We start from the raw sequence: 15048 nt of genomic DNA, 5'->3' as shown, positions 1-15048 counted from the left end.
AGATAATATAGCTTTTTCATATTTACAAAGGGCAAAAACAGCTTTTTTAAAATGAAAATGCTCGCACAGCAGGTAAGCGAAAAAGACTGTAGTAAGACAACTACAGGTATCCATAATGTATTATAAATTACCGCTTTATAGGAATATCATAAGCATATAGATATTTTTAGTGCAATACCCTACATTAAAATGATTGGCTCCCCTTCCAAATCACCTTACAGTTTGGAGCAGTTTCGGATAACTTTTTAATCCCGATGTCTGTTTCTTTAATACTCGTACCGGTAAGGTCAAGCCATTTCAGGAGTGTTAATTTGCTAATTTCTACCGGTGTTACCTTTAAATCCGGGTTCCAGTATAACTGCAATTCTTTAAGATTTTTTAGCTCGCCAATGTTTGGGGGCAAACCCGTCAAATCGTTACCCGAGAAGTTTAATGTGGTTAGCTTATTTAATTTAAAAATACCCGGCGGGATGGTTTTAAAATAATTTTGCGCTATATCTAACTGTTGCAGGTTTACTAATTTCTCTATCCCCGGGGGCAGTTCATCAAGGTTACAATCTGACAGGATCAGTACTTTCAAATTAGTATGATCAAAGATCCGGCTGGGGAACTCTTTAAAGTCGCGGGCGCTTAAAAATAGTGCAGTAGTGCTGTTATTTAACGAATCGATGCTGGTGCTGACCTGGTATTCATTTCCGTCAACATCCACCAGGTACGATCTGCCGCCCCGCTTCACCTTTGCAAAGCCTGTATCGTCAAATGTCTCTGCATCTGTGTACTTGTAATCTATTACAACGTCTAAGTTCTTATCAATAAAACCGTACCATTGTTTGCCATCCTTATCTACTTTTGATAAACCTATTTTATCCCTGTAAAAATAAACCGATGCTATCAGCTTTTTGGTTTTTGCCTGCAGTGCCTGTAAATTTCTGTACGATCGTATGGTGTTGTAAGTAAACAAAATAGCCATAACGAACGAAACAAACCCCACTGCAATAATTATCTTTTGCCATTTTGCATTCTTCTTTAATAATTTCTGTGTTTTTTTGAGGCTGTCGTTCTCTTTCATCAGCCGCAACTCTTCCGATCTTCGCCTTAATTCGGCAGCATGCTTGCTTTTTTTAAACAGTGTATTCTCCTCGTCGGTGAGCTTCAGTTTAGATAAAAGCGGCTCAATAAAGTTTAGGTCGGTTTCAGATAGCAGTTCGCCGGTTGCGTTATTGCGGCTTGTTCTAAACTTAAGGATACTTTTTGCCTCCAGTTGGGCAATTTCCTGTTTGCTTCTTTTTTCGGCGATGCGCTTGGCAAGCGAATCGTGCGCCAGTTCGTACCTGTCGGCATCCTCATCGTAACGGATAATACGCCTGTTAATAAAGGCTTCCACTACCGTATCTATCGAGGAGTTATCTACATTGGGCAACCTGTCGTACAGGCTATTTTTGGTTATTGGGTCCTTGGTTCCGTCCAGCGTAGCAAAAGGCGAAAGCATATTCCAAATCGTTTCGGGCGTAAGGTCGTGATCCGTGGGCAGCATCTTCGCGCTGATGCCGGTTACTTGCTCTTCAAGAAAGTTTTGAAGTATATCCCCTATTTTACCTTGTTTACTAACTTCTTCAAAATTAAATACAGCCGGTGTTTTCCTGTTTTCATCTTTAGTGATCGACAGGTAAAAGCGGTCTAAAAAAACCTGCAAGTAAGGCAGTTGGATAGTTTTTGACCTTTCGGTGATCTTTAATTTTTCAAATATCAGTTTAGCTACCTGTTCTTCTTCCCCGGGTGCAATGGTAACCAGGGAACTTTCGTTAGCAGTAGCCCGATGAATAACCTGCTTTATCTTAGTATCGTTCATGGGTTCTACCCTCAGCTTTTTACGCGTAAGCTGCGGCACTTCCCGTTCAAATTCATCCAAATAGCCTAAAAACTCCTCGCGGATAGAGAAGATCATCTTCACCGGCTGCTCCACCATCAATATCTGCTTAACCGATCTTATAAACTCCGTCTGTTCCTCTTTCGTTCCAAAAATGTATAGCTCTTCAAACTGGTCGAAAATAAGGTAAACCGGCTTAAACGCGTTAAGGTATATATTTTTAAGGGCTGTTATAATCACCGTATCCCCACCCATGTTATCGGTGGCTGTATTCTTCTGTTTAAATTTACTAAGCCAGCCGGGCTCTATGGTTTCCGCATGGGTTTTGCCGCCGGCATCGGCAAGCACTTTTTGCAGGCTTAGGTTGATATTGCCGCCGCGCCTTATGGTAAGCGCCATCCAATCGTGCGAGGCAAACCTGCTGGCCAGCCCGCATTGTATCAAACTGGTTTTACCGGTACCAGATGCCCCGTAAACCAATAGTATGGGCGATTGAAATACCATCTCGTAAAGCTGGGCTATCTCCTCGTCCCTGCCCGAAAAAAATTTCGCGTCATCTTTACTGTATGGGTCTAAAAATTTAAAGGGGTATTGTTTCATGATGGCTGCTGTTCTGCCCCGGTTATTGCGCGTTGGGCATCTTCAAATAAAGTGATCACATCTAAAGACCGGCTGGCATTAAAACCTGCCTGACTTTGATCTGGCGATTGCGTAATGGAAATAAAATTCTCCCTATCTTCCCAAAAGCTGTATTTTAAACTCCCATCGGCACCTGCCGACGAATAGAAATAGATCTTGGCACCTTTTTCGGCCGCGAGCGCATTCGCATCAATAATGAACGGGAACAGGTTTAACTTAGGCTGATAAGCGATACGGGTATTTTTTAGCAGAACCGCGTAAGTATTAAGGGGGGCATCCTGCTGTTTTACCAGGTCGATGGTTGTATTCTCATCGCACCCCAAAGCGGTATAATTGTGCACATAATACTGTTTTATATTACGCAGGCCAAAGTACTCCACATTTTTTATCGATTCCATGGTGTAATTGGTTAAAAAGCTCAAATTCTCCAGCATCACCGTAAGGCTGCTTTCGGCCTCTTTACAATCCTCTTCGGTATATTCCGATCGCGACATGCCGTTCAAGCTATCACATGCCGCTATAAAGTCGGTCCCGGGCGCCATATTCGCCGCGAAATTTTTGAGTTCGCCTATTGGGTATTCCAATTGCTTTTCATCAAACATAGCCAGCAGGGTTGATAGTAACTTTTTGTAACCGGCCAATGGCATTTCTACCGGGCTGTTAAAAAACTTTCTAATCATATCTACCTGGCCAGCTTCGTAATGGTGGCCTTTGTTCTTTTCATCCCATAATTTTGAAAGCAGCGTAAAACATAAAAGCTGCATAGCCCTAAGGGCTGTTAGGTGGCATATGGTGATATAGTTTTTTTGATTTTCCAGTACTGTGCTTTGGCCTTCAGCGGCGTTATCCTGCGCGCCAATGGCCATTAACTTTCGCAGCTGCACGCCAAGCACACCATAGGCGCTGGCAATTATGGCCTTGGCTTCTTTGCGGTAGGCAATATCGTTCTGCCACAGCACCTCGTTCATCTCGGCTATCTCAAAAAGTTCTTTAGCACGTTCGTTTTTATCTCTAATAGCCTCAAACAGCCTAAAGCTTAATATTTCATTATAGGCCCGCTTGGTTTCGGTATTTACCACTTCAGATCTGGGGCCACTCTCTGCAGGGTCAACTACTGCTGTTTGTACATTAGCAAACAGGGTTGGGTATTTATTATCAAGCTCTACTTTAAACTGGTATTTTAAATGGTCGATGTTATTGTAACTGGTACGGTAATGCATCAGGTCCTTTAACTTCTTCTTAAAAGCAAACAGCGATCTGATATCCTCCTCTTTTATCAATTCGGGGTATAACGCCTCATTTTTAAAATAGGTCCAGATTTTGGGCGCGTTATTTTTTTTGAAGGCCGCCATAGCAGCATCAAATTCCTGGTCGGTAAATACCCCCACCTTTGAAAATATCAGGAATACCGCCATATCGCACGCACACAATGCTTTATTATATTCGGCTTGCAGCCCGGCATCCGATATCGCGTTTGAGAAATTCTCAAAGCCTACCACTTCTAAAAAAATGTCAGATGAATTGAGCCTTGCGTTTTCATCCGCAATAAATATTTTAAATTGTTCCCTATCGGTTTTTAACTCTATTGACGAGGCAAGAAATATCCGTATAGTTTGGCCGGCCATAAGCGGAAGGTTAGGTTTTTTTTCAAATACTAAACCAGTATTTGTTTTTTTATAAACTTATATATTATTATATATAAATAGCAATTTAATAGCTATTTATTTTACTATTTTTATTGAAAATCTAAACCATGGATAAGATCCTTTTTGACAAGTACGTGCAGGAGCGCTACATTAAACAGATGGAGTATTACAGCAACTCATCTGCAAAAAATCAAAGCAAATACAATAAATTTCAATGGGTGCTAATCATCCTATCGGCATTAACACCCGTGTTTGCGGCTTTAGGTGGATTTAAAACAAAAATCATATCCGGCAATGAGGATATATTAAACTTACTGGTCATCATTGTATCCGTTATTGTGGCTATTTTAACAACCGGATTAAAAACCTTTAATTACCAGGAACTATGGGCGAGTTATCGCTCTACCTACGAATTGCTTAAACCCGAAATACATTATTATAATTTTAACGTTGGCCCTTACGGCGCGGCTGGTGTTGATAAAGAGTCGCTTTTTGTTACCCGGGTTGAAGGCATACTAAATAGTGAACACGTAAATTGGCCGGCCGCCAAAAAACAGGCGGATAAAAACGACAAACCTAAAGATAACGGTGAGGAAAATCCACCGGAGAAGGCCCCTCCTACCAGACAAGAAGCCGGCCAGCCCGCAATAAATTTAGCCCCACCACAAACTGATGAAGAAAAGCCCGGTAATGATGAGATTTTACCTGATAAGGTATAAATACAATAACTGTTTATTGTAAAACAAGTCTGTACATATAGCTTTCGGCTTTTCAATTTTGTTCATATTGCACAGTGAGTTCGTTACTTTTATAGGGATTAATTTATAATGTAGATATGTACAAACATATATTTTTTTATGTTTGTCATTAAGATTTCTGCGTTTAAACAACGTTGATTTAACATCTATATAAATACATTATGAAAAAACGGCTTTTACTGCTTTGTCAGCTTTTCATCCTATCTATAACATACTTATATGGGCAATCAAAAGAAAAACCTGTGTGGAATATTGGCAGAACTGATAACTCCGGATCTGAATTTGCCCTTGCCCCAAATGGGTTTAAAAAATTTGTTGGGCGGGATTTTGGTTACGAGGACAAATTTTTTGTAGTAGGGTTTTCCAAAGAAAAAAAAGACTTTCCATACGTACTTCCCGGCCCGGTAGATACCTGGGGCGGCACCTGGCCTACCGCCGGCTGGCGTACAAATCAGGTAAATATTTTATTCAGTGTGGATAACCTGACCGCAAACGGCAGCTACAAGTTGGTCATTAGGTTGGCAGATTATGCCAAACACTTTTTGCCAACACTTAAAGTAAGTATTAACAACCAGGACGAAAGGATACAACTAACCGCAGCAGGGTACAATGTAAGTAAGCAACCAAGCCCAAAGCTTGATGAAAAACTTGTAGATACCGCATCTATCACCGGGGATCTATCATCTGCAACTCCAAAAACCATCGAAATACCAATCAATCGTAATATCATAAAAAAAGGCGGCAATAGCATTATTATAACGGTTGTTGAAGGATCATGGATAATGTTTGATAGGGTAAGTTTGGAAGGGCCTGCGCACATACACATAAAAGCCCCCGGCCAAATGTTTATTGGTAACGTAAAACCGGCACAGTATCAGTTGGTAACAAAAGGCAAACAGGTGCAGCCGTTATTGATAGATGCCAAACATTTAGCCGGATCGCCAAAAATTAGCGTTCAGTTAGATGGCCAAACTATTTTTAGCGAAACGCTGGAAAAAGGCGCTTATCAATTTGAGGCTCCAATGCCTGCAGTTACATCTCCCAAAACAAGCCGTTATACGATATTAGAAAACGGTAAAGCAATACAAACCGGCTTTGTAAACCGATCTAAACAAAAGATACAAACCCTTGCCGATTATGTAGATACGCGCATGGGTACGGCGCACTCCCGCTGGATGATTGCGCCCGGCCCCTGGATGCCCTTTAGCATGGTAAAAATGAGCCCGGATAACCAAAACCCCGGATGGCAGGCCGGCTACCAGCCTACTTTTGAAAGTGTTGGCACGTTTAGCCACATCCACGAGTGGACAATGGCTGGTTTAGGTATTTTCGCCACTAACGGCAAGTTGAAAACCAATATTGGTGACGAGCAAAAACCCAACTCGGGCTACCGGTCGCTTATTGATAAGCGTACGGAGGAAGCGCCAATAGGTTATTATAAAGTAGAGCTTAAAGATTATAACATTAAGGCTGAAGTTACCGCGACAACCCGCTGCGGTTTTGAACGGTTCACCTTTCCTCAAAATAGAGATAGCGCCCGCATACTGGTGGACCTGCACATACCTGCCGAATACAATTACCAGTTAAAAGAGATAAAACTTAAAAAGGTAAGCGACTACAGGATAGAAGGAACGGCACACCAGTTCTCGCCCGGTGTATGGAGCAACGATGCGGAACAGGATTACAACCTGCATTTTGTAATAGAATTTGACAGGCCTGTAAAAAAGATGGGCGGATGGCTAAATAAAAAGATAGTTTACAGCGACACATTTGAGGCTAAGGACTTAAAAGAAGCTGGCTTGTTCCTGGAGTTTGATGCGAATAAAAACCCTGTGGTACAGGTCAGGTCGGGTATATCATTGGTAAGTGTTGATAACGCAGGCGAGAACTTAAAAACAGAGGTGACCGATCCGTTTGGATGGGACTTTAACGCCGTGAGGCAAAACCAGCTTAACACCTGGAATGATATTTTTAACCGCGTTAAGATAACTACTACCAATAGGTTAGAGAAAGTGCGCTTTTATAATTCGATGTACCGGTCTGTTTGCAGCCGTAATACATGGAGCGATATTAACGGCCAATGGCGTGGAACCGACGGAAAGGTTCAGCAACTAAAGAACAAGGACGATGTAGCCTTGGGATGCGACGCATTCTGGAATACGTTTTGGAATTTAAACCAGATGTGGAACCTGGTGACTCCCGAATGGAGCAACCGCTGGGTAAACTCGCAACTGGCCATGTACGATGCTTATGGCTGGCTGGCAAAAGGCCCTGCCGGCATGAACTATGTGCCGGTGATGGTTGGCGAACACGAGATACCCCAAATGGTATCGGCTTATCAAATGGGCATACGCAGGTTTGATGCCAATAAGGTGCTTGATGCGGCGGTAAAAATGCAAACTACCCCTGCGCAAAAAGTTTTTACCGGCTTTGCAGGTAATAGGGATCTGGTTCAGTACGAAAAGCATCAATACGTACCGGCAGACAGTGGCCGTTTTTCAAACACTATGGAATACTCATATGATGACTGGACCGTGGGGCAATTAGCCAAATCGTTAGGGAAAACAGCAATATATAACAAGTTTAACAACCGTGGTTACTGGTGGAAAAACGCCATTGATACGGCAGGTTACAGCCATATGAAACTGGCCAACGGCGAATGGACAAAAGATTTCGACCCATTCCGCAGCGGTGCTAACGAAGAGTATGTTGAAGGTAATGCCTGGCAGCTTACTTTTTTTGTTCCGCAGGATATACCGGCGCTGGTGAGCAAAATTGGTAAAAAGAAATTCATCGATCGCCTGGAATGGGGATTTAAAGAAAGCGAGCCATGGCGCTATAATGGCATGAACGACCAATACTGGGATTATCCCGTGGTGCAAGGTAACCAGCAATCCATGCACTTTGCATTTTTGTTTAATTGGGCAGGTAAACCCTGGTCAACACAAAAATGGAGCCGTTCCATTATCGATCGTTTTTATGGTTATGGTGTTGCAAATGCCTATTTAGGCGATGAAGACCAGGGACAGATGAGCGCGTGGCTGGTGATGGCATCAATAGGCCTTTTCCAAACAGACGGGGGCAGCAGCGCTAAACCTGTTTATGAAATAGCAAGCCCACTATATGAAAAAATAGAGATTGACCTTGGGCAAAGGTTTGGGCGTGGTAGAAAGTTTACTATTATAGCCAAAAGTGCTTCGCGAAATAACATCTATGTGCAAGCAGCTACAATAAATGGAGCAGTTTTAAACTCATTTAATTTCCCTGCTTCAGAGCTATTGAAAGGTGGTTCTTTAGTGCTAACCATGGGGCCAAAGCCAAATCAAAACTGGGGTATTTCAAGGTAGATAGTGCTAATTTCTTGAAACTCTTTAATTTCAAAAAAGCAGACAGAAATAGATTGCCGAAGCAAATCTTCGGTTAGAATTTAGCCCGGCATTTAGTTTAAAAAATAGTGAGTTTCGCATCCTTAAAATATTAAATAAATACTATTCTTGTTACTAAATAAAAACACATACTTTTTTTATTGAACTCGCAGGATAGTTAAGCATGGCAGGCATAGGGATTTTTGAACAATGTGTTTATGGCAACGGCAACAGGATGGGTTTTTCCCGCTTCAGGGATTTCGAAAAAAGTAAAAGTAGTTTTTCCAGCGTCGCCATAAAGTATGTGATTGAAGGCAACGAGCATTATGCATTTAATAAGTCGGAATATAATGTTGCCGGCGGGAAGTTCTTACTTATTAATCCGCAGCAGTGCCATGATGTTTTTTTAAAGGCCGAAAACGATGTAACAGGCATATGCCTTAACATAGATACCGCAATAATTAATGATGTTTACCGGGTAAACCACCGTTCGTTAATGGAGTTACTGGACGAACCGGAAATTATTTACAACGATTGTTTGGAAATGCATGAGCAAATTTATGATGTTCGCGACTCTGATTTTGGGACATTATTAGGCAACCTGGGGAAAAGCTTTACAAGCAAAGGCGTTGAGCTTGCATTAAACTCCGAACATTTATATTTCAGCCTGGCCGAAAAACTTCTTAAACAGCAATGCCTGATCCAAAATACTTTTAGCCGGATGCAGGCCGGGAAGACCAGCACAAAAAAGGAACTGTTTAAAAGAATAGAAAGAGCAAAGGAATTACTGGAAAGCAATTTATTTACGAATATAAATATGGTGGAAATAGCATCCACCGTAGCTATGTCGCCCTTTCATTTTAACAGAACCTTTAAACAAGTTTACCAGGTTGCCCCCTACCAGTATGTAATCAACAAAAGATTGGAAAAAGCCAGGGGGTTTTTAAAGGAAAACCATTTATCCGTAGGAGAAATTGCGCATCAGATTGGTTATGCAGATCTGTTTAGTTTCAGTAAATCTTTTAAAAAGGCATTCAAAATTTCCCCGACAGCCTACAAAGCTAACACCCGTTAAGCTTAAAACAGACAAAAATCTTTTCATCACCCACAATAAAATAAAACGGCCAGAGATTATTACCCCTGGCCGTTAATTGTTGATCAGATTAATTTTAATACTTCAGTACGATATAGCCGGTTTTGCGTTTGGTTTCTTTACCAACTTTATACTCTAAAGAGTAAAAATAGGTACCCGGTTGCTGCAGTTTACCGTTGCTGGCGTGGCCGTCAAATGTCTTATTAGCGTTATCGTATCCCCTGGCTTCGTATACCAGGTTACCGTTACGGTTAATTATTTGCAGTTTGTTATCCGGGTAAGCTGTTATACCTTCGATATGCATGGCATCGCCCTGGCCATCGCCGTTTGGCGATACATTTTGATGAACTATAATGTCGTTAACAGCATCTCTCCGTGCAAAGTTAGCCGCGAATCCAGACGGCGCTGCCTGCCTTGTTACCAATATTGCGTAGGTCTTTTTAGTTGTTCCATCCTCAGCTGTTACCGTTGTGAAAATGGTTGTGGTGTCTGAATTTAACACTACAGCTCCCGAAAGCACACCCGAACTTACAGGCGCGCCGTTTACGGTTATCTTAGCAGCAGGCTGCTGTGCGGTTGCAGTTATTTTAAGTGAATTTGTTGCATTGGCCACTGTTGTCGCATAATCTACATAATTAGGCCCGGTAACCCGTGTAAGTGTCGAAGTTGGCGTAGTTGTTATCGATGCCAATGTAGCAACGTTCGATGGCTGGCGTGTTACCAATATAGCGTAGGTTTTTTTAGTTGTACCGTCGCCCGCTGTAACTGTTGTATATATAGTGGTGGTATCTGCATTTAAAGTAACCGGGCTGGAAACCACGCCCGAATTTACAGCGACACCGTTAACAGTTATTGTTGCGGTAGATTCCCTAACAGTAGCGTTAATACTCACAGAGGTAATTGTACTTTTAATAGTGGTAGTATAATCGCGGAAGTTAGTTCCTGTTGCTAAGGTTAGCTTTGATGACGGTGATGTTTGTATAGCAGCAAGCGTAGCATCGGTTGATGGCAGGCGGGTCACCAAAATAGCGTAGGTTTTTTTGGTTGCGCCGTTTTGTGCAGTTACAGTTGTATAAATAGTAGTGGTATCTGCATTTAAAACAACCGGAGCGGAAAGCACGCCGGAATTTACAGCAACCCCGTTCACGGTTATTGTTGAAGTTTCATCCTGCGCGTCGGCAGTTACACTTAGCGACCTTGTCGCGTTAGCTACGGTAGTAGTATAGTCTGCATAATTAACCCCGGTTACGCGTGTAAGTTTACCGGTTGGGGTTATGCGTATCGTAGCAAGCGTAGCCACGGTTGAGGCGCGTTGAGATACCACAACTGCATACGTTTTTTTAGTTACCCCATCACCCGCGGTTACCGTTGTATAAATTGTAGTAGTATCTGCATTTAAGGTAACAGGTGTAGAAACCGCGCCCGAAACTACAGCAACACCGTTAACGGTTATAGTTGCCGTAGCCTCCCTGGTGTTTGCTATAATACTTATTGGTGTAGCAGTACTCTTCACTGTGGTTGTGTAATCACGGAAGTTAGTTCCCGGTACCAAAACCAGTTTGGTTTGTGGTGATGTTGCAATAGTTGTAAGTGTGGCATCAGTTGATGCGCCGCGGTTTACCGTTAAGGTGTAGGTTTTATCGGTTGTACCATCTTGCGCGGTAACCTGCACATCTATTGTATTGTTGCCTACGTTAAGCGGTAATGACGGCGATGGGTTGCCGCTGGTTACTGCATTAAAGCTTCCGCCGTTAACACGTACCAGCAAATTGCTGATATCGGCGTCATTAGTGGTTGGCGTTACGGTTACCGATGTGGTTGTATTTGGAACGCTTGCGGTATATCCGGTAGTTACATTTGAGTCAAATGCAGGTGCAAATCCGTTTGCTGTGGTAGTAAGGTTGCTTAGCGTAGCATCTGTTTTTGGTTCAACGGTTAGCGTACCTGCAACATAATTGATAGCATAGTCATCTGCTGCAGCATCGGCTGCTGTAATTGGATATGGACCCAGACCCGATGCCGCTGTTGCGGTAGTAGTCAGCGTTGGTAATGTTGTTAAGTTAGCTTCGGTATCACTGTTAACAAAACCAGTGTATGATGCTGTTAATATTGGCACTGCCGCACCATACAACTTTGTAAGGTCGTCGGCAGTGATGGTTAAAGGCGCTTTATCAATGGTTAACGCGCCGTCTGTATAGGTTATAGCATAGTCGGTATCAACCGCGCCCGAGGCCGTTATCTGAACCGGGCCTTCTAAAACATGCGTTGCGCTGGTAGCCATTGTGTTTACAACAGGTGGGGTTGTTAAACTTGCCCCTGTATCGCCGTTTACCAAACCCGTATAACTTACTGTTAGGGTCGGCAATGCATCGCCATAAACTTTTGTCAGGTCATCCGCTTTAATAGATAAAGGAGCGGTTGTTACGGTTAGCGCACCCGCCGTGTAGCTGATGGCGTAATTTGCATTAGCCGCACCGCTTGCTGTTATGGCATACGGGCTGCCTGCAACATGTGATGTTTCATCGCCGGCAGAACTAACAACCGGTGGTGTGGTTAAAGTCGATTCGTCATCGCCATTTACAAAGCCTGTGTATTGTACCGTTAAAGCCGGCATAGCTGCGCCGTAAACTTTGGTTTGGTCGTCTGCTTTAATAGTAAGCGCCGCTGGGTCAACTGTTAATGCCTGCACAGCGTCGGCTGCGGCCGAGTGTGTAGCATCAGCTGCCTGCGAAGCGGTTATGTTTGCCGAGCCTGCGCCCACAATGTGGATGTTGCCTGAAACGATAGTAGCAACCGCAGGGTTATCGCTGCTATAAGTGATGTCGACACTATTGTTGTCGCTGGTAGCTCCCGGCGCGAAATCGGCATCACCATAAGTTTTAGCCGGTAACGCGTTAAAAGTGATATTTTGAGCGGTAAGCGCCAAAACAGCAAGATTGCCTGTTTCCATTCCAGCGGAAAAAGCGGTAGTGCCACCATTAGCCGAAGATGGATTTGCAAGGCTCCTTGCAACATTGGTTGATGCTGTACCGGAGCTTTGGTCCCAACCCCTGAAAAGGATCGAGGCGGTTTCGGCCGAAGCTCCGCCAATGTACCTGATGTAAGTGGTAGGCGAAAGTAACAAAGCGGAAGCTACACTAACACTGCCGACGCTGCTCCAGGTAGTGCCGTTAGTTGAATATTGCCATGTGCCTGTTCCGCTGGTTATGGTAACAGCTATACCTTTTGAGGTAGTAGCGTCGGAATCGGTATAAGTTAGGGCATCCAGTATACTGCTTACCATAGTTGCAGGCGAAGCTACGTTTATGCTTGTTGATGCAAAGGTATAAGGCCCACCGCTTAATACAGGTGCATCATTAACCAATACCATGGTAACAGAACGGGTCTTAGATACAGTTGCACCTTTACTATCGGCCAAAGCTAAAGTAACTACGCGGGCGGTAGTAGAAAATGTCTCGCCAGGGTTTTTAAAAGTGATAGCCCTCATTAATTTTTGGATACGCGCGTTGGTAGCATTATCATTAAATGTTACCGTAAGCGTGGTGCTACCTGTAACAGTACCATCTGATGTGCTTACCGTTCCAAAAGCTGTTGCCCCATCGCTTAATATACCGCCACTAACGGACAAACCGGTAGCGGTTCCAATTGTTAATACATCCGCGCTTTCAGAATTAGAGCTTACGGATGCCGTGAAGGTTCCGCCGCTCCAGTTACCATCTTCGTCTCCGGCAATTGCGGCCGGCGAAACCTGTACTGCGGCTGCATTTTCGGTATAGGTTTGATTTGTACCCTCTATAGTAGCAAACGGTGCCGAATTGGTAATATCAACATCCTTAACAATAAATGATTGTGTAGATAATGTAGTAACCGCACCGCCTGTCAGCGCAACTTTCTTTACAGCATAATTACCGGCTTTTGCATCGGTAAAATAGGCTACTCCGTTAGCTAAATCTATCGCCAATGCTACCGGTGCTGCGGCTACCGATGACCCGATGTTGCCAACCGGGGAATTATAACCTCCTTCACCATTTGACAGCATTACAAAAAGCGCGTCGGCAGGTTTAACTGCATTAACGCCACCGCCTATCTGCCTGTCTGATGCAAGCACGTATATGGCATCTTTTTGCAGGCTGTAAACCGTACCGGTAGGCGGGCCTGTCATTGATGAGGGAGAAATAGTTGTTATTGCCCCTGTTGAAAGGTTAATGCTTTTAATGTAAGCGTTCGTTAGTTCCTGGTTACCGTAAATGGCGCGGTTATTTGTAAAGTCAAGCGTCATTGGGCCGGGTTTGGTATCAATTGAGCCGGCAATTTTTACATTGTTCGAGCCATCGGCCTGTACCCTCCACAAAGCTGTATTTGTATTTTGCCCGGCCGGGTCTGCAGTTACGTAGTAAATGTTGTTGTTTTCGGGGTTGTAGTCGATTGATGTGATTGGAAAGCTAATGCCTGCTGACAGCACCGACGTAATGGTTCCGGTATTCAGATCAACTTTTTTGATAGCATAAGTTGCAGCAGCATCATCGGTAAAATAAGCTACATCGTGCAATATGTCTACCTTCATTACACCCGGCGATGCAGTAATCGACCCGGCAATTTTAGTTGTTACACTTCCATCGGCTGCTATTACGTAAAGTGCATCATCCGTCCCTGCCGAGGCAGCCACGCCATCCGAAGTCATGAAATAGACCGATTGTGCATTTGCATTACTAAATGCAGCCAAAAGCATAACATAGCATACTATCAGCACTCTGCCTGCTTTAGATAAACAAGAAAAAGAATTACGTAAACTTTTCTTCATGAGTTTAGGTTTAAAATAATAGTTTTTTAGGGTTGTATTAAACGGTAACGAAAATATCTAAATAAACTTTAAGTATTATTATTTTTTTAAGAAAATAATAATTTAACGCTAAGTTTAATATTTAGTTAAAATATTTTTAACCGTTAGTTTATGCATTCACATTCGTGGTATCAATGCACTATCTCTGCAAATGCCATAACACAATAATATATAAAAATCGGGGGCAAGATTTGTCAAAAATTGCTAAGTTAAATGTTATATGAATAGTTTTATTAGGTTAAAAAAACAATAATTTATAGTCTATCAGTATTCCAAATAATTGCAGGGCATTTTTCTAAAACCAGTTTATTACAGTATTTGTGCCTAACAACGGTCTGGTTCTCAACACCGTTAACTCCGGGTTTATTATTTATTATTTTCTTCGACTTGTATTATATTATTTATATTGCTGATGATTAGCTATTTAACCAAATAGCGATTGCCTTAACCTTAAAACAATTTACAATGAGCTGGGATAAAACTTATGCTACCTGTGTATCCGTTTATGGAGCATTGGACGATTTACAACAACTTCCTGCATTAACAACTTTTGAAAGCGCCGGGCCTATGTCTATGCAGCAATTAAAGTTTTATAATCCCCTATCATCCGGCAACATTAGTAATGCCGTTGCAATGGCCCTGGCCAAAGTATTAGAAAGCAGCCTATCCAATACTTATGCCGGCACCTATAAAGATGGCTTGAATAGTAACAGCGCCACCACAGCAATAAAAGCAGTGCTGCAAATACCGACAAAAACTGTCGAAGACCTTTCTGATACTGTAAATAATATTTATACTTTCTGATGAAGGCCTTTTTAAAAAGATGGCTACTTATCCTGG

7 protein-coding genes are annotated in these 15048 nt (G+C 42.7%); 4 read left to right on the top strand and 3 right to left on the bottom strand.

Translation table 11 applies throughout. The annotated features are described in order from the left end of the window. Positions 1 to 184: 184 nt before the first annotated feature. Together EWM62_RS06785 and EWM62_RS06780 are read right to left on the bottom strand one after the other, a co-directional pair. Positions 185 to 2467: an nSTAND1 domain-containing NTPase gene (locus EWM62_RS06785; protein ID WP_129875896.1), complete on the bottom strand. Its 2283-nt coding sequence runs from the start codon at positions 2465 to 2467 to the stop codon at positions 185 to 187. Next, positions 2464 to 4131 (bottom strand): hypothetical protein, encoded by a 1668-nt coding sequence (locus EWM62_RS06780; RefSeq protein ID WP_129875895.1) that lies wholly within the window; start codon positions 4129 to 4131, stop codon positions 2464 to 2466. The genes EWM62_RS06785 and EWM62_RS06780 overlap by 4 nt, the downstream gene beginning before the upstream one ends. Before the next feature lie 128 nt (positions 4132 to 4259). Between EWM62_RS06780 and EWM62_RS06775 the strand changes: the two genes are divergently transcribed. From EWM62_RS06775 to EWM62_RS06765, 3 genes are all read left to right on the top strand, one after another. Then, positions 4260 to 4871 (top strand): DUF4231 domain-containing protein, encoded by a 612-nt coding sequence (locus EWM62_RS06775; protein WP_129875894.1) that lies wholly within the window; start codon positions 4260 to 4262, stop codon positions 4869 to 4871. Between the two features lie 200 nt (positions 4872 to 5071). Continuing rightward, complete coding sequence (locus EWM62_RS06770; protein WP_129875893.1) at positions 5072 to 8257, top strand: GH92 family glycosyl hydrolase; 3186 nt, start codon at positions 5072 to 5074, stop codon at positions 8255 to 8257. 202 nt (positions 8258 to 8459) lie between these two features. Next, a complete protein-coding gene (locus tag EWM62_RS06765) occupies positions 8460 to 9350 on the top strand; it encodes a helix-turn-helix domain-containing protein (protein ID WP_129875892.1) in 891 nt (296 codons plus the stop codon). Between the two features lie 94 nt (positions 9351 to 9444). Here EWM62_RS06765 and EWM62_RS06760 read toward each other — a convergent pair whose 3' ends face one another. Further along, entirely contained in the window at positions 9445 to 14169 is a 4725-nt protein-coding gene (locus EWM62_RS06760) for a cadherin-like beta sandwich domain-containing protein (protein ID WP_129875891.1), read from the bottom strand. Positions 14170 to 14673: 504 nt separating this feature from the next. On the opposite strand from EWM62_RS06760, the gene EWM62_RS06755 reads away from it, so the two are divergent. Then, positions 14674 to 15012: a hypothetical protein gene (locus EWM62_RS06755; protein ID WP_129875890.1), complete on the top strand. Its 339-nt coding sequence runs from the start codon at positions 14674 to 14676 to the stop codon at positions 15010 to 15012. Positions 15013 to 15048 lie beyond the last annotated feature (36 nt).

It is taken from the genome of Mucilaginibacter terrigena (genome assembly GCF_004168255.1).
Lineage (GTDB): Bacteria > Bacteroidota > Bacteroidia > Sphingobacteriales > Sphingobacteriaceae > Mucilaginibacter > Mucilaginibacter terrigena.
This window is presented reverse-complemented; position numbering and strand designations above follow the sequence as displayed.

Coding starts and splice junctions, on each gene's coding strand:
- EWM62_RS06785 (WP_129875896.1), bottom strand. CDS start 2,467: ATGAAACAATACCCCTTTAAATTTTTAGACCCATACAGTAAAGATGAC.
- EWM62_RS06780 (WP_129875895.1), bottom strand. CDS start 4,131: ATGGCCGGCCAAACTATACGGATATTTCTTGCCTCGTCAATAGAGTTA.
- EWM62_RS06775 (WP_129875894.1), top strand. CDS start 4,260: ATGGATAAGATCCTTTTTGACAAGTACGTGCAGGAGCGCTACATTAAA.
- EWM62_RS06770 (WP_129875893.1), top strand. CDS start 5,072: ATGAAAAAACGGCTTTTACTGCTTTGTCAGCTTTTCATCCTATCTATA.
- EWM62_RS06765 (WP_129875892.1), top strand. CDS start 8,460: ATGGCAGGCATAGGGATTTTTGAACAATGTGTTTATGGCAACGGCAAC.
- EWM62_RS06760 (WP_129875891.1), bottom strand. CDS start 14,169: ATGAAGAAAAGTTTACGTAATTCTTTTTCTTGTTTATCTAAAGCAGGC.
- EWM62_RS06755 (WP_129875890.1), top strand. CDS start 14,674: ATGAGCTGGGATAAAACTTATGCTACCTGTGTATCCGTTTATGGAGCA.